Annotated in this window: 14 protein-coding genes; 6 read left to right on the forward strand and 8 right to left on the reverse strand. The window is 71.7% G+C overall.

Going from position 1 to position 14951, the window contains the following annotated elements; genetic code table 11:
- Positions 1–131: 131 nt before the first annotated feature.
- Together ACFYUZ_RS29695 and clpS are read right to left on the reverse strand one after the other, a co-directional pair.
- Entirely contained in the window at positions 132–716 is a 585-nt protein-coding gene (locus ACFYUZ_RS29695) for a DUF2017 domain-containing protein (RefSeq protein WP_389314354.1), read from the reverse strand.
- On the reverse strand, positions 716–1021 hold the full coding sequence (gene clpS, locus ACFYUZ_RS29700) for an ATP-dependent Clp protease adapter ClpS (protein WP_041129438.1): 306 nt from the start codon (positions 1019–1021) through the stop codon (positions 716–718). Before clpS ends, ACFYUZ_RS29695 begins: the two co-directional genes overlap by 1 nt.
- A 148-nt stretch (positions 1022–1169) precedes the next feature.
- Between clpS and ACFYUZ_RS29705 the strand changes: the two genes are divergently transcribed.
- Together ACFYUZ_RS29705 and ACFYUZ_RS29710 are read left to right on the forward strand one after the other, a co-directional pair.
- Entirely contained in the window at positions 1170–2498 is a 1329-nt protein-coding gene (locus tag ACFYUZ_RS29705; RefSeq protein ID WP_389314356.1) for a nicotinate phosphoribosyltransferase, read from the forward strand.
- A gap of 100 nt (positions 2499–2598) precedes the next feature.
- Positions 2599–3198: an isochorismatase family protein gene (locus tag ACFYUZ_RS29710; RefSeq protein ID WP_389314357.1), complete on the forward strand. Its 600-nt coding sequence runs from the start codon at positions 2599–2601 to the stop codon at positions 3196–3198.
- 27 nt (positions 3199–3225) lie between these two features.
- On the opposite strand, the gene ACFYUZ_RS29715 is transcribed toward ACFYUZ_RS29710, so the two are convergent.
- On the reverse strand, positions 3226–3537 hold the full coding sequence (locus ACFYUZ_RS29715) for a hypothetical protein (protein ID WP_389314359.1): 312 nt from the start codon (positions 3535–3537) through the stop codon (positions 3226–3228).
- Between the two features lie 122 nt (positions 3538–3659).
- On the reverse strand, positions 3660–6068 hold the full coding sequence (locus ACFYUZ_RS29720; protein ID WP_389314361.1) for an immune inhibitor A domain-containing protein: 2409 nt from the start codon (positions 6066–6068) through the stop codon (positions 3660–3662).
- 327 nt (positions 6069–6395) lie between these two features.
- Here ACFYUZ_RS29720 and ACFYUZ_RS29725 point away from each other — a divergent pair, with 327 nt between their 5' ends.
- Entirely contained in the window at positions 6396–6653 is a 258-nt protein-coding gene (locus ACFYUZ_RS29725) for a hypothetical protein (protein WP_389314363.1), read from the forward strand.
- Between the two features lie 30 nt (positions 6654–6683).
- On the opposite strand, the gene ACFYUZ_RS29730 is transcribed toward ACFYUZ_RS29725, so the two are convergent.
- Entirely contained in the window at positions 6684–7454 is a 771-nt protein-coding gene (locus ACFYUZ_RS29730; RefSeq protein ID WP_389314365.1) for an RDD family protein, read from the reverse strand.
- A 68-nt stretch (positions 7455–7522) separates the two neighbouring features.
- Entirely contained in the window at positions 7523–9004 is a 1482-nt protein-coding gene (locus ACFYUZ_RS29735; RefSeq protein ID WP_389314366.1) for an RDD family protein, read from the reverse strand.
- 311 nt (positions 9005–9315) lie between these two features.
- On the opposite strand from ACFYUZ_RS29735, the gene ACFYUZ_RS29740 reads away from it, so the two are divergent.
- Entirely contained in the window at positions 9316–9807 is a 492-nt protein-coding gene (locus ACFYUZ_RS29740) for an SsgA family sporulation/cell division regulator (protein WP_389314368.1), read from the forward strand.
- 32 nt (positions 9808–9839) lie between these two features.
- On the opposite strand, the gene ACFYUZ_RS29745 is transcribed toward ACFYUZ_RS29740, so the two are convergent.
- Positions 9840–11231, reverse strand: a complete 1392-nt coding sequence (locus ACFYUZ_RS29745; RefSeq protein WP_389314370.1) for an FAD-binding oxidoreductase — start codon at positions 11229–11231, stop codon at positions 9840–9842.
- Between the two features lie 98 nt (positions 11232–11329).
- Between ACFYUZ_RS29745 and ACFYUZ_RS29750 the strand changes: the two genes are divergently transcribed.
- Positions 11330–12718 (forward strand): tetratricopeptide repeat protein, encoded by a 1389-nt coding sequence (locus ACFYUZ_RS29750; protein ID WP_389314372.1) that lies wholly within the window; start codon positions 11330–11332, stop codon positions 12716–12718.
- Positions 12719–13133: 415 nt separating this feature from the next.
- Here the strand turns inward: ACFYUZ_RS29750 and hppD are convergent, their stop codons facing one another.
- Positions 13134–14279, reverse strand: coding sequence for a 4-hydroxyphenylpyruvate dioxygenase (gene hppD, locus ACFYUZ_RS29755; protein WP_389314374.1), 1146 nt, complete (start codon positions 14277–14279; stop codon positions 13134–13136).
- 121 nt (positions 14280–14400) lie between these two features.
- Here hppD and ACFYUZ_RS29760 point away from each other — a divergent pair, with 121 nt between their 5' ends.
- The gene (locus ACFYUZ_RS29760) at positions 14401–14868 is read left to right on the forward strand and encodes an Lrp/AsnC family transcriptional regulator (RefSeq protein WP_389314376.1); all 468 of its coding nucleotides are present in this window, start codon (positions 14401–14403) and stop codon (positions 14866–14868) included.
- Positions 14869–14951 lie beyond the last annotated feature (83 nt).

Raw genomic sequence — 14951 nt, forward strand, 5'->3', positions numbered from 1 at the left:
TGGATGTGGCGCACACCACAAAAAAATACGGACAAAGGGTGCACAAGATGGCCAGGAGGACGCTCTGATAACGCATTCGTTATCCGGATTTGAGCGTCCGCTGAGCGAACACCCCCTTGAGGGGGGTGGCCCTACGGCATCAGGGTCGAGACGAGGGACTCCTGGAGCGCGCCCAGCCAGAGGTACGCCATCACCATGGGCTTGCGCGGATCGGAGTCCGGCAGCCGGTACAGCTGCTCGCTGTCCTCGTCGTCCGTGACCTCCAGGCGGGTGCCGATGGTCAGCCGGAGGTCGTTGAGCGCGCCGAGCCAGGACCGGGACTCGTCCGGGGTGAGCTTCAGGACCGCGCCGCCCTCCCCCGCCACCTCGGCGGACAGGGAGTCCAGGGCGCGCACGACCGCGAGGGCGTCCTCGCGCTTGCGGGTCCGCAGGTCGTTCTCGGTGTAGCGGCGGAAGTCGGACGCGGCCGCGCGCAGCTCCTCGCTGTCGTCCCCGTACGCGTCGGGGAAGAGGCGACGGAGGGCGGGGTCGGACGGCGGCTCGCTCGGCCCCTCGGCGAAGAGCGCGGCCAGCGGGTCCTCGTCCGCGGCGGGCTCGTCGCCCGGGCCGATCAGCTCCATGAGCTGGACGGCGAGGGAGCGGAGGATGGAGATCTCGACGTCGTCGAGCGCGACGGCCGCGCCACCGCCCGGGAGGGCCTCGAACTGCCCGGCCATCAGAAGCGGTCCTGGGAGAGGGTCGCCCACAGGCCGTAGCCGTGCATCGCCTGCACGTCCCGTTCCATCTCCTCGCGGGTGCCGCTGGAGACCACCGCGCGGCCCTTGTTGTGCACGTCGAGCATCAGCTTGTGCGCCTTGTCCTTGGAGTATCCGAAGTACGACTGGAAGACGTACTCCACATAGCTCATCAGGTTGACCGGATCGTTGTGCACGAGGGTCACCCAGGGCACGTCGGGTTCGACGACCGCGGAGACCTCCTCGGCCGATTCCGTACGTTCGATCTCAATAGGCGCGACGCTCACTCACCCCATGTTGTCACCCCTGGGGGGCGGTCGCGCAAACGGGGCGCGCTCGTGGCGCACCCGTGCCGATCGAACGGCCGCACCCCCGTGGCGCGCTCCTCGCGATAGAAATCGTCACTCTGACGATTTCTGCGCTAGCATCGCCCACATGAACGCTGCGGACCTTGGGCTGCCGGTGGACGTGCCGTCGACCGCGCTCTTCACCGATCAGTACGAGCTGACCATGCTCCAGGCGGCCCTGCGGGCCGGCACCGCCGACCGGCGCTCCGTCTTCGAGGTCTTCACCCGGCGGCTGCCCGAGGGGCGGCGCTACGGCGTCCTCGCGGGCGTCGGCCGGGTCCTGGACGCCGTCGAGAACTTCCGCTTCGACCCCGCCGTCCTGGGCTTCCTGCGGGAGCGCTCCATCGTCGACGAACCGACCCTGGAATGGCTCGCCCGCTACCGCTTCTCCGGCGACATCTGGGGCTACCCCGAGGGCGAGGTGTACTTCCCCGGCTCCCCCGTGCTGCGCGTCGAGGGCTCCTTCGCGGAGTGCGTGCTCCTGGAGACCGTGATCCTCTCGATCCTCAACCACGACTCGGCCATCGCGGCCGCCGCCTCCCGCATGTCCGCCGCCGCCGGCGGGCGGCGCCTGATCGAGATGGGCGCCCGCCGCACCCACGAGCTGGCGGCCGTCGCCGCCTCCCGCGCCGCCTACGTCGGCGGCTTCGACTCCACCTCGGACCTCGCGGCCGGCTTCCGCTACGGCATCCCGACCGTCGGCACCTCCGCCCACGCCTTCACCCTGCTCCACGACAGCGAGCGGGACGCCTTCCGGGCCCAGGTGGAGACCCTGGGACGCGGCACGACCCTGCTCGTCGACACGTACGACGTGGCCGAGGCCGTCCGTACCGCCGTCGAGGTCGCCGGACCCGAGCTGGGGGCCGTGCGGATCGACTCCGGCGACCTGCTGCTCGTCGCCCACCGGGTGCGGGCGCAGCTCGACGGGCTGGGCGCCCGGGACACGAAGATCGTGGTCACCTCGGACCTCGACGAGTACGCCATCGCCTCGCTGGCGGCGGCCCCGGTCGACGCGTACGGGGTAGGCACGCAGCTGGTCACCGGCAGCGGCCACCCGACCTGCTCCATGGTCTACAAGCTGGTCGCCCGGGCCGCCTCGGCCGACCCGAAGGCGCCCCTGGTGCCGGTGGCCAAGAAGTCGCTGGGCGGCAAGGCCTCCGTCGGCGGCCGCAAGTGGGCGGCGCGCCGGCCCGACGCGTACGGGGTCGCCGAGGCGGAGGTCGTGGGCACCGGCCCGGTCCCGCCGGAGCTCGCCGGGCACCAGCTGCTCGTCGAGCTGGTCAAGGGCGGCGACGTGGTGGCCCGGGAGCCCCTGGAGGCCGCCAGGGCCCGGCACATCGCGGCCCGCGCGGGGCTGCCGATGTCGGCGATGCAGCTGTCGCGCGGCGAGGCGGTCCTGCCGACCGAGTACGCCTGACCCCGCGCACACAGGAGTCCTCGGTGACGCCCCCTCCCGCCGGGAGGGGGAAGTCTCTAGGCTCGAAGAATTCCCTCCCGACCCGCTAAGGACACCCGCCATGCACCGCGCATTGATCGTTGTGGACGTTCAGAACGACTTCTGCGAGGGCGGCAGCCTCGCGGTGACCGGCGGCGCGGACGTCGCCGCCGCCATCACCGACCTGGTGGGCCAGACGGCGGGCACCTCCTACCGGCACGTCGTCGCCACCCGCGACCACCACGTCGACCCGGGCGAGCACTTCGCCCCGGCCGGCGAGGACCCTGACTACGTGTCCTCCTGGCCGGTGCACTGCGTGGCCGGCACGGAGGGCGTCGGCTTCCACCCGAACTTCGCGCCCGCCGTCGCGAGCGGGGCGATCGACGCCGTCTTCGACAAGGGCGCGTACTCGGCGGCGTACAGCGGCTTCGAGGGGCTCGACGAGAACGGGGAGACCCTCGCGGACTGGCTGCGCTCGCGGGACGTCACCGAGGTCGACGTGGTCGGCATCGCCACCGACCACTGCGTCCGGGCCACGGCCCTGGACGCGGCCCGGGAGGGTTTCCGGACCCACGTCCTGCTCGACCTGACGGCCGGCGTGGCCGAGGAGACCACGGACCGGGCCCTGGAGGAGCTCCGGGCGGCGGGCGTGCGGATGACGGGCAAGCCGGTCGTCGCATAGGTCCGGGTCCGGGATCGGGCTCCCGGATCAGGCGGCCGGCGCCTTCGGGAGGGACCGCACGGGGTGCCAGAGCTCCTGGGCGGCGCCCGGGGTGGACCTCCACAGCAGGCCGTCCGGGTGGTGCAGGACCGCGGTGACCTCGTCCGGGGTGGGCGGCTCGGAGTTGCCGCGGAGGTAGACCGCCCGCAGCCCCAGGTTCCGCAGCCTGGTCAGGGCGCGGGCACGGTTGGCGGCGTGGACCAGGAAGCGGACGGTGGCGCCGTCGCCGGCCGGGCTGGGCAGCCCTATGGCGACGACCACACTGCCTCCCGGCAGTTTGCAGAACCCTCCGTTGGGCATGCGGAACCACTCCCCCGTGGATCAGATGTCAATAAGAACCGCGTCAGACGCACCTAAACACGAACGGCCGCCGCCCGCTAGAGGGCGACGGCCGATCATGCTTTGACCTGCGATTTTACCAATTACTTGGTCGAGGGACCGACCTGAACCGTGATCGTCTGGCCATCCTTCGGCTCCTTGACGACCTGGATCTTGGTGTTGGTGTCAGTTACCTGGACACCGGCGCGCGGGTTCTCGGCGAACCAGTAGACGCCCTTGCTGTCATCGAAGGTCGGGTTGCCGGCCTGGGACGGGACCCAGGTGGCGACGCCCTTGTTGTGCAGCTGGAAGCCCTCCGTGCGAGCGATCGTGAACGGCGAGTCGTACGCCTGGACACGGTTGCGCATGAGCTCGCCGTTGGACCACTTCAGCGGGCTCGGGTGCGAGTCGATCGGGAGGACCAGACCGGCGCCCGGGTGCTGGGAGGTGTTGTTGTCCTTCTGGGACAGGTCCCACTTCCAGATGAGCAGACCGTTCTGGTACGCGTAGTGCTCGACCCAGCCGGCCTTGTCACCCGTGAACCCGAAGTTGTACGGGCCGGTCTTGAGGGTGGAGTCGTACGAGACGTACTGGCGGTTCTCCGCGATGTAGTACTGCTCGTACTCCTTCGTGAAGCCCTTGCCGACCCGCGAGAAGCCCTTGGCGACCCAGCCGTTGTCACCGTTCTCGGCGTTGTCCGAGAAGACGGCGGCACCGTCGGCGGTCAGCGTGATGGCGTCGGCGGTGAAGCCCTTGCCGCCCGCGCCGCCGTCCGTCTGGTAGCGGAAGCGGAGGTCGAACTTCTTGCCCGCGTACGCGTTCAGGTCGTAGACGAGCTTCTTGTGCGTGCCCGACACGTCGGTCAGCGCCGGGGCGCCGGAGGCGTCCTTCGGGATGGCCACGCCGTCGGCGGTGCCGTTCAGGGCCGTCCAGTTGGCGCCGCCGTCCGTCGACACCTCGGCGTAGAGGTAGTCGTAGTCCAGCTCGATGTCGTACCAGCCCTGGAGCTCCAGGGAGGCGGACGTCTTGCCCGTGAGGTCGACGGAGCGGGTCAGGGTGTTCTTGAGGTCGTCACCCATGTTGCTCCACCACTGCGAGGCGCCCTCGGCGGGAGCCACGATGTCGGTGGTGACCTTCTTCTTCGGCAGCTCGACGACGAGCGCCTGCGGGTTCTTGGTGTTGTACTCCGAGACGCCCAGCTTGTGGGTGGTCTTGGTGGAGCGCTGCCAGTCGTTGACCTTGGCGTAGTTCAGCCAGCCGAGCTGGAGCTTGTCCCAGGCGCTCATGTCGCCGGGCAGGTCGCCGATGGCGTCCTTGCCCTGGCCGAGCCAGGAGCCGGAGGACATGAGGGTCCAGAACCCGGTGGAGTTCTCGCCGCCCGCGGTGTCGTAGTGGTCCGGCAGACCGAGGTCGTGGCCGTACTCGTGCGCGAAGACGCCGAGGCCGCCGTTCTCCGGCTGCATCGTGTAGTCGCCGACCCAGATGCCGGTGTCGCCGATCGGGGTGCCGCCGGCCTTGTTGTTCGCCGGACCGGTCTTGCCCGCGTTGGTGCCGTAGGCGTACCAGCGGTGGGCCCACAGGGCGTTCTTGCCCTCGGCGCCGCCGCCGGCCGACTCGTCCTCGCCCGCGTGCACGAGCTGGAAGTGGTCGATGTAGCCGTCGGGCTCGTTGAAGTTGCCGTCGCCGTCGAAGTCGTAACGGTCCCACTGGTCGTACGAGGCCAGCTGGGCCTTGATCTGGGCGTCGGTCTGGCCCTTGGCCTTCTGGTCGGCGACCCAGGCGGTGAGACCGTCGCGGACGGTGTCCCAGACATTGGCGCAGTTGGTCTGGCCGCAGTAGTTCGAGCCGTAACGGGCCTCGTTGTACGGGACCTTGACCCAGTCGGAGACCGTGCCGTCGACCGAGTAACGGCCGGACGAGGTGCGCTCGTAGTAGGTCTTCAGGGAGTGCTTCGGCTGGCCCTTCTTGTCCTTGCCGGTGCCGAAGTACAGGTCCTGGAAGTGCTGCTGGTTGTAGTCCGCCTGCCAGGCCGTGGAGTTGTCGTTCGCACGGTCGGGCTGGGCTATGGCGTTGTGCAGCGGGCCGGGCGTGCCGCCGTACTTCGGCTTGAGCTCCGGCGTGTCGTCGTCCTTGCGGTCGATCAGGGTGGTGTTGTCCACCTGGTCGCCGAACTCGACGAGGATGGTGAAGATCTTGTCGGTCTTCTCGCGGCCCAGCTCGACGTACTTCTTGGCGCCGAGCTTGACGACCTGGGAGCCGCCGCGGTTCTCGACCTTGGCGTCGCCGTTCAGGACCCGCTCCAGAGCAGCCTTGCGCTGCTGCTCCTGCTGGTCGCTGTAGGGGCCCTCGAGGTCGTGGTCGACCGTCGTCTTGTCGACGGTCTGGATGCCGGCCGGCGTCACGCTGCCGTGGTTGTCGGCCCAGGCGGTGGTGAAGGTCGAGGCGGTGGCGGCGGTGGCCGCGAGCGCCACGACGACTGCGGACGCTCTGATCGCCCGTCGTCTGTTGGTCACTTGATGTTGTCCTCCCCGGCGCCCACGCCCTCGGACCGAAGGTGGGGTGTCCGTCCGGCGGGGTCGCGCGTCACAAGTGACGACATTCGACCGGAGTGGGGCCAGAAAAGACAGATCTTGACTTGCACGGGTCAACTGCACTATGCAGGATCCGTTTTCCGATTATCGAACACTTGGCAGGCGCGCGGTGAAGGAAGATTGACGTTTCCGTGACCCCGTGCGCCCCCCGTGCACCGGCGCCGTGGGTAAGGTCACGCTTACCTGTCACACCCTCCGGGCATCCACCGTCGTAGAGTCGAACCGAAGTCTCGAGGGGCGGTACCTGTCATGCAGCGTCCGAACGCCGCACAGCTCACCTACGGTTCGGCCACCGTCGTCCTCACGACCGTCGCCCTGCTGCTGCTCTCCGGCACGACGACGACCCCGGGCATCGCGGTGATCTGCGCCGCGGGCCTGCTGCTCGGCGCCCTCGTGGCGGTGACGATGCCGGGGCGCGGGCGGCCCGTCAATACCCCCGTGGACGAAGAGATCCGGGTGCCCGCCCAGCGCGTGAGCGCGGGGATCGACACCCGGATCGGTTCGTGACGCTTCGTCCGTTTTTCCGCGTCGTCGTCCCTACCGGGGGACGGTGACGACGACCGTCTTCGCCGCCTTGTCGTGCAGACCCTGCTTGTACGGCTTGTCGACCACGATCAGGATCAGGATCAGCAGCGGCCACAGACAGGCGCAGCAGATCAGCGCGGGAAGCCAGAGCACGACGGCGCGCAGCAGCGACTGGCTCATCGGCGGCGTCGTCCCGTCGTTGAGCATCGCGACCCGCAGCTTCATCAGCCTCTTGCCGATGGTCTGGCCGTTCTTGGCCGTCAGCACGGTGTCGTACGCGACGTACGCGACGATCGTGATGAGCTGGAAGACGAGCTGGCTGCCGCCGTTGAGGCTGTTGACCGTGTCCCCGAAGTCGTTGCCGTCCCGGGTCGCCCGTTGGTAGATGTCGAAGGGGATGCCGATGATCGCGAGCGGCACCGCGATGATCACCCAGTCGATCAGCCGGGCGAGGACGCGCCGGCCCGTCTCCGCGAGCGGCGGCATCCCGGAGAGCGGATCGTTTCCGCCGTAACCCCCGCCGTACCCGCTGCCGTACGGGGGCGGGGGCATGTTGTCGTACGGGGAGCCGCCGCCGTACGGGGAGTCGTACGGGCTCCCCGGCGGCGGGCCACCCGGCGGCGGGCCTCCCGGCGGCGGGCCTCCCGGCGGTGGCCCTCCCGGGGGCGGCCCTCCCGGGGGCGGCTCTCCCGGGGGCGGGCCTCCCGGCGGCGGCTCCGGAGGCCTCTTGCTGAAGGGGTCGTCCTCGGGCGGCTGGCCGGGCGGCGGCTGGTCGGTGCTCATGGGGGCAGTGCATCCCGGGCGGGACGGCCCCGCAAGGAATCACCGCCCGTTCGGGGGACGGCCCTCGCTCAGCGCGCGACGAAGGTGCGGGCCGCCTTGTCGTGCCAGCACTGGCGCCAGGGACGGTCGAAGAGGCACCACAGGACGTTGACGATCCCGATGGCCAGGAGCCCCAGGACGCTGTAGACGAGCCAGCGGCGGAGCGCCTTCCCGAACGTCGGCGGCTCGTGCGCCTCGATGTCCCGCACCTCGATCCCGCACAGCTTCTTGCCCAGGGTGCGGCCCCACTTGGCGGTGGGCAGCGCCTCGTACAGGACACCGAGGACGAACAGCGAGGCGAGCACGATGCCGAACTGGACGGAGGTCGTGGAGTCGAGCAGCCAGACCTGGACGGTGGTGCCGGACTGCCTGGCCGCCTCGATCTTCTCCTCGATGTGGTCGACGGCCGCGGTCACGAAGGGCACGGAGGCCGCGCCGACCAGCGCGCCCAGGACGACGCTGTCGATCAGCCGGGCGACCAGCCGCCTGCCGAGCCCGGCGGGACGTGCGGCGGCCTGCGCGCGGGCCGCCTGCTGGAACACGTCTTCGACGGGCGGCTTCCACGGGAGGACGGGCTGCTGCTCCTGGGGCTGCTGCGGGGGCTGGACTTGAGCCTGCGGCTGGGGGTGGGGCTGCTGGGCCCAGGAGGGGGTGGAGGGGGTGGACGGCGTCGTCGGCGTGGGGGCCGGGGCCGCCGCGACGGGAGGCTGGGGCTGGGCCGGGGCCGGGTGGGGCTGGGGTGCCGGCGAGGGGGTCGGGATCGGGGTGACCGGCATGCCTCCGAGGCGTGCCGCTCCCCCGGTCGCCCGGGGGTCCACGGCGGGCGCCGGGGCGTTGGCCGACTGGGCGGCGGGCGCCTGGGCGGCGGGCGCGGGAGCGGCGGAGGCCTGGGCGGCGGGGCGCTCCTCCTCCGGCTCGCTCCCGCCCGCCACCGGCCACTCCGCCGGCGTGCGCGGGTCGGGTGTGCGGGGCGTGCCCCAGGAGACCTTCTGGTCGAGGTCGCCGCCGAAGCCGGTCTGACGGGAGGAGTCCGCCTGCCAGGCCGACGCGGGCTCCGGCGCGAGCGGCTCCTCGTCGAGGAAGACGGGCCCGGTCTCCTCCACCGTGGGCACGGGAGCGGGGGCGGGCGTGGAGGCGGGGGGCTGCGCCTGGGCGGGCACGTGCGCGGGGGCCTGCACCTGCGCGGGTGCCTGCACCTGCGCCGGGGCCGCCGCGGCGGGCGCGGCCGACTGCGCGGGCGCGGCGGACCGGACGGAGGCCGCCGGCTGCGCGGGCGCGACGGTCGCCGGTGTCACGGCCGGGGCCGGGGCCGGGCCGGAGGCCAGGATCGGACCGGCCGGGATCGCCGAGGCGGGCGGATGCGGCGGGACCTCGCCGTCCGCGGGGGCGGGCCGGCTCGTGCCGGGAACCCACGCGCCCCCGTTCCAGTACCGGATGTACCCGGGAATGGACGGGTCCGGGTAGTACCCCGCCTGCGGTACCTCTCCGCCGCCTCCAGGAGGAGTAGCCACTGCCCCGACTCCGTTCAGTCACAACGCCTTTGATCCGCACGGCAGCGCGCCGGGCGTGCCGCACCCAAGGAGGACAGTAACGAAGAACGTCCCCGAGGGAACAAAGAGCCCACGAGAAAGCCCGCCTTCGGGGGGACGCGCACCGGAACCGATCACTCCCCGTGATGTTCGGGCCGTTGCATCCTGCCCGGCGGACCCCCCGGAAAAACTTCCCGGAAAAAACTTCCCGAAGTCGCGTAATGAACCGCGTCCACCCCTCTCTCTCCGGGTGAAGGCCCATCCGGGGCCCGTCCGCGAGAAGGAGCACGGCCATGCAGAACACCGACAACACCACCGTCGAGCGCGAGCTGGAGCTGAAGCTGGTGCTCTCCCCCGAGCGCTCCGTCGCCGTCCCCGCCCGGCTCGCCTACCGGACCGACGACCCGTACGCCGTCCACATCACCTTCCACATCGGCACGGACCACCCCGTCGACTGGACCTTCGCGCGCGAGCTGCTCGTCGAGGGCGTCTTCCGGGCCTGCGGTCACGGGGACGTCCGCATCTGGCCCACGAAGGTCGAGGGCCGCAGCGTCATCCTGATGGCCCTCTCCTCCCCCGACGGCGACGCCCTGCTCGAAGCCCCGTCCGCGCAGGTGTCCGCCTGGCTGGAGCGGACCCTGCGCACGGTGCCGCCGGGCACCGAGTCCGAGCGGCTCGGCCTCGACGACGGGCTCGCGGAGCTCCTGGCGACCACCGTGGTCGCCGACGAGCTGTGGCTGCGCGACCCGTGGCCGTCGGACGAGTCCCAGGACGGCGAGCTGTGAGCCCCGTACGCGGGCGCGTGGATCCGATGGATTCAGAAGAGTTTTCCGGGGTTGAGGAGCCCCAGCGGGTCGAAGGCGGCCTTGATCCCGCGCTGCAGCTCCAGACCGACCGGCCCCAGTTCCCGTGCCAGCCACTCCTTCTTGAGGACGCCCACGCCGTGCTCGCCGGTGATCGTGCCGCCGAGCGCGAGCCCGAGCGCCATGATCTCGTCGAAGGACTCCCGCGCCCGCCGCGACTCGTCCTCGTCGGTGTGGTCGAAGCAGACGACGGGATGGGTGTTGCCGTCGCCCGCGTGCGCGCAGACGCCGATCGTCAGGCGGTACTTGTCCGCGATCGCCGCCGTGCCGTCGAGCATCTCGGCGAGCCGCGTGCGCGGCACGCACACGTCGTCGATCATCGTCGCGGACTTGATCGTCTCCAGGGCGGTCAGGGAGAGCCGGCGCGCCTGGAGGAGGAGTTCGGACTCGGCGGTGTCCGCGGCCGGGACGACCTCGGTGGCGCCCGCCGCCGTGCACACCTCCCCCACCGCGGCGAGGTCGGCGGCCGGGTCCGTGGTGTCGAAGGCGCACAGGAGCAGCGCCTCGGTGGTGTCCGGCAGCCCCATGTGCGCCAGCTTGTTGACCGCCTGGACGGTGGTGCGGTCCATGAGTTCGAGCAGCGACGGGGTGTGGCCGCGCTCCATGATCGCGCAGACGGCCTCGCAGGCGGCGGCCGCGGAGGGGAACTCGGCGGCGAGCGCGAGCTGCGCCGGCGGCTGCGGCTTGAGCGCGAGCACGGCCCCGACGACGATCCCGAGACTGCCCTCCGAGCCGACGAAGAGCCGGGTCAGGTCGTATCCGGCGACCCCCTTCGCCGTACGCCGGCCGGTGCGCAGGAGCCGCCCGTCGGCGAGGACGACGTCCAGACCGAGCACGTACTCGGCGGTGACCCCGTACTTGACGCAGCACAGGCCGCCGGAGGCGGTGCCGATGTTCCCGCCGATGGTGCAGGTCTCCCAGCTGGAGGGGTCGGGCGGGTAGTACAGGCCGTGTTCGGCGACGGCACGGGACAGCACCGCGTTGACGACGCCCGGTTCGACGACGGCGATCCGGTCGACCGGGTTGATCTCCAGGATGCGGTCCATCTTGACGAGGGAGAGCACGATGCAGCCGTCGGAGGCGTTGGCGCCGCCTGACAGGCCCGTGCGGGCGCCCTGCGGGACGACGGGGACGCGGAGTTCGGTCGCGGTGCGCATGACGTGCCGGACCTGTTCGACCGTGCGCGGGAGCACGACGGCCGCGGGGGCGCCGGCCGCGCAGAAACTCGCCATGTCGCGCGCGTAGGAGGCCGTCACGTCCGGATCGGTGAGCAGCGCCTCGGCCGGGAGTCCGGCCCTGAGGGCCTCGTGGAGCCGATGAAGATCGTCCTTCTGAAGATCGTCCATGCGTCCAGCGTGGCACTCGGGGCCATCGGTGTGAACCCGCCGGAGCGAGCCCTTCGTGTGCTCTTCGTACAGGCGGAGGCGGGCGCACAGTGAGCGCCATGAAGACCGAGAACGTGTCGAGGACGGTCCTGGCGGCCGGGGTGGGCGCGGTGCTCGCGGCGGCGGCGCTGCTGTACGTCCCGGAGTTCGCCGGGCAGGGCCCGCCGCCCCCGCCGGGGCCGGCGGAGCGGGCGGTGATCGCGGCCCACGCGGGCGCGCAGGCCGCGCTGCCGGACCTGGCCGCGCTGATCACCGACCGGGAGAAGTGGCTGCGGGCCCATCCGGACGACGAGGCCTCCTGGGCCGAGCTGGGCGCGGCGTACACGGAGCGGGGCAGCCGGCTCGGAGACGTACGGGACTATCCCCGGGCCGAGCGGGCACTGCGCCGCTCGCTCGCCGAACGGCCCGCCGCACGCGGCAACCTGGACGCGCAGCTGGGGCTCGGGGCGCTCGCCGGGGCGCGGGGCGACTGGAAGACGGCCAAGGAGTGGGGCGAGCGGGTGCGGAAGGCCGACCCGCGCCGATGGCCCGTGTACCCGGTCCTGATGGACGCGTACAACGGCCTCGGGGAGTACGGGGCGGCCCAGAAGGCCATGGAGAGCCTGGAGGAGCTCCACGCGGGCGCGGTGGTGCGGGCCAGGGCCGCGCAGACCTACCGCGACCGGGGCTGGCGCGAGGACGCCGACGCGGCGGCCCTCGACGCGGCGGCGCTCGCGGAGACGGACACGGAGAAGGCGGCGGCCCTCGCGCGGCTCGGGGACCTGGCGTGGGAGCGGGGCGAACCGGAGGAGGCCCTCGGGCGGTTCGGGGCGGCGCTGCGGCTCGTACGGGACCACGGGCCGTCCCTCGCGGGCCGGGCCCGCGCGCTCGCGGCCCTCGGCCGCACGGACGAGGCGGTGCGCGACTGGCGGGCGGCCCTGGCCCGGCTGCCGCTGCCGGAGTACCTCCTGGAGGCGGGCGAACTGTACGAGTCGCTGGGCCTCGACGGGGACGCGCGGGCCCTGTACGAGCGGCTGCGGACGGGCACGTGGGCGGACGCGGAGGTGACGCTCGGGCTGCTCGACGCGGACCACGGCGACCCGGCGGCGGCGGCCGTCCGGATGCGGGCGGAGTGGGCGCGGGGCCATCGCTCGGTGCGGGTGGCGGACGCGCTGGGATGGGCCCTGCACCGCTCGGGGGCGTCGAAGGAGGCGCTGGGATACGCGAAGATCGCCACGGAGGAGGGGCTGCGGAGCGCGCTCTTCGCGTACCACCGGGGCGAGATCGAGCGGGCGCTCGAACAGTCCGGCCCCGCCCGCCGTCACCTGGCGGAGGCCCTGCGGATCAACCCGGAGTTCTCCCCGCTGCACGCCCGGCGGGCGGAGGGGGCCCTGACGGCGCTGGGCGAACTCCCGAACGACCTCCCCCCGGAACTCCGCCCGAAGCCGACGTCACCCCGCCGCACCTGACCGGCCCCGGCCCATCCCCCGCGTGGGCCGGGACCGGTCAACTACGGCGGGCCGCGCCCTGCGGGGCGGTGCCCCTTCCGCCACCCGCCGTGTGGGCAATCGTCCCGCTGGGGCGGGACGGGTGGGCACACGGGACGGCGCCCTTTCGCGGCGCCTCCGCGTTCCGCGCCTGGACCCGCACCGCGTGTGTGCCGTACCTGCCGGTGCGGGTTCAGGCACTGAAGCCTCTGGCGCCGGCAAAGGCGCCGTTCCGTTGTGCCCACCCGTTCCGCCCCTTGCCGAACGCCTGCCCACAACGGGGAGACGCGAGGGGTGGGCACCGCCCCGCCGGGCGCAGCCCACAACGGGGAGGCGGGCGCCCACAACGGGCGGGGCCCCGGGGGAACTGGTCCCGGGGCCCCTTCGTGCGCGGCGGCTAGAGGTTGCCGCGCTTCTCCTGCTCCCGCTCGATCGCCTCGAACAGCGCCTTGAAGTTGCCCTTGCCGAAGCCCATCGACCCGTGACGCTCGATCATCTCGAAGAAGACGGTCGGACGGTCCTGGACCGGCTTGGTGAAGATCTGCAGCAGGTAGCCGTCCTCGTCGCGGTCGACGAGGATCTTCAGCTCGCGCAGGGTCTCGACGGGCACGCGCGTCTCGCCCGCCCACTCGCCGAGCGTGTCGTAGTACGAGTCGGGGGTGTCGAGGAACTGCACGCCCGCGGCCCGCATCGTCCGCACGGAGGCCACGATGTCGTTGGTGGCGAGGGCGATGTGCTGCACGCCGGCGCCGCCGTAGAACTCGAGGTACTCGTCGATCTGCGACTTCTTCTTCGCGATCGCCGGCTCGTTGATCGGGAACTTCACCTTGAGGGTGCCGTCCGCGACGACCTTCGACATCAGCGCCGAGTACTCGGTCGCGATGTCGTCGCCCACGAACTCCTTCATGTTCGTGAAGCCCATGACCTTGTTGTAGAAGCCGACCCAGTCGTTCATCTTGCCGAGCTCGACGTTGCCGACGCAGTGGTCGATGGCCTGGAAGGTCCGCTTGGCCGGGGGCTCGACGATCGGCTTGGCGGAGACGAAGCCCGGCAGGTACGGGCCGTCGTAGCCGGAGCGCTCGACGAGGGTGTGACGGGTCTTGCCGTACGTGGCGATGGCGGCGAGGACGACGGTGCCGTTCTCGTCCTTCAGCTCGTAGGGCTCGGTGATGCCGGTGGCGCCGTGCTCGACGGCGTAGGCGTACGCGGCGCGCGCGTCCGGCACCTCGATCGCCAGGTCGACGACGCCGTCACCGTGCTCGGCGACGTGCTCGGCGAGGAAGCGGCCCCAGTCGGTCGAGACCTTGATGACGGAGGTGAACACGAAACGGGCCGAGCCGTTGGTGAGGACGTAACTGGCGGTCTCGCGGCTGCCGTTCTCCGGTCCGGAGTAGGCGACCAGCTTCATGCCGAAGGCCGTGGAGTAGTAGTGCGCGGCCTGCTTGGCGTTGCCGACGGCGAAGACGACCGCGTCCATTCCCTTGACCGGGAAGGGATCGGCCTCACGCGCGGTGGAAGGGGTGTGATCGATGGTCTCAGTCATGGCAGCAATGTCCCGCCGTTCGGCAAGGTGCGCAAGAGTTCGCTGATCCACTGGTCAAGCTGTACAGCGACCGGCGAGTATGGCCGTGCGACTTGTACATCCTGACCATGGGGAGGCCGCTGTGGCGATCGATCATTTGGACGGCCGGCTGATCGCGCTCCTCGCGCGCGAGCCGCGCATAGGGGTCCTGGAGGCCTCCCGGCGCCTGGGGGTGGCGCGCGGCACGGTGCAGGCGCGCCTGGACCGGCTCCAGGCGAGCGGGGTGATCCGCGGGTTCGGTCCGCAGGTGGACCCGGCGGCGCTCGGGTATCCGGTGACGGCCTTCGCGACCCTGGAGATCAAGCAGGGCCAGGGCGCCGACGTGCGGGGCCATCTGGCGACGGTGCCGGAGGTCCTGGAGCTGCACACGACGACGGGCCACGGCGACATGCTCTGCCGGCTCGTGGCCCGCTCGAACGCGGACCTGCAGCGGGTGATCGACAAGGTGGTGGCCTTCGAGGGGATCGTGCGGGCGTCGACGGCGATCGTGATGGAGAACCCGGTTCCGCTGCGGATCATCCCGCTGGTGGAGCAGGCGGCGGGCGAGTAGGCGCCAGGAGAGCCACGCGGAGAGGTGCGCGGAGAGGCACGCGGAGAGGTGTGCGGAGAGAGCGACACGGGGAGAGGTGCGCA

Origin of the sequence: Streptomyces sp. NPDC004266 (genome assembly GCF_042874095.1) — a bacterium.
GTDB lineage: Bacteria > Actinomycetota > Actinomycetes > Streptomycetales > Streptomycetaceae > Streptomyces.

Bases quoted from the DNA above. Each gene is read 5' to 3' on its own strand.
- ACFYUZ_RS29695 (WP_389314354.1), bottom strand. From the start codon at position 716: ATGGCCGGGCAGTTCGAGGCCCTCCCGGGCGGTGGCGCGGCCGTCGCG.
- ACFYUZ_RS29705 (WP_389314356.1), top strand. From the start codon at position 1,170: ATGAACGCTGCGGACCTTGGGCTGCCGGTGGACGTGCCGTCGACCGCG.
- ACFYUZ_RS29710 (WP_389314357.1), top strand. From the start codon at position 2,599: ATGCACCGCGCATTGATCGTTGTGGACGTTCAGAACGACTTCTGCGAG.
- ACFYUZ_RS29715 (WP_389314359.1), bottom strand. From the start codon at position 3,537: ATGCCCAACGGAGGGTTCTGCAAACTGCCGGGAGGCAGTGTGGTCGTC.
- ACFYUZ_RS29725 (WP_389314363.1), top strand. From the start codon at position 6,396: ATGCAGCGTCCGAACGCCGCACAGCTCACCTACGGTTCGGCCACCGTC.
- ACFYUZ_RS29730 (WP_389314365.1), bottom strand. From the start codon at position 7,454: ATGAGCACCGACCAGCCGCCGCCCGGCCAGCCGCCCGAGGACGACCCC.
- ACFYUZ_RS29740 (WP_389314368.1), top strand. From the start codon at position 9,316: ATGCAGAACACCGACAACACCACCGTCGAGCGCGAGCTGGAGCTGAAG.
- ACFYUZ_RS29745 (WP_389314370.1), bottom strand. From the start codon at position 11,231: ATGGACGATCTTCAGAAGGACGATCTTCATCGGCTCCACGAGGCCCTC.
- ACFYUZ_RS29750 (WP_389314372.1), top strand. From the start codon at position 11,330: ATGAAGACCGAGAACGTGTCGAGGACGGTCCTGGCGGCCGGGGTGGGC.
- hppD (WP_389314374.1), bottom strand. From the start codon at position 14,279: ATGACTGAGACCATCGATCACACCCCTTCCACCGCGCGTGAGGCCGAT.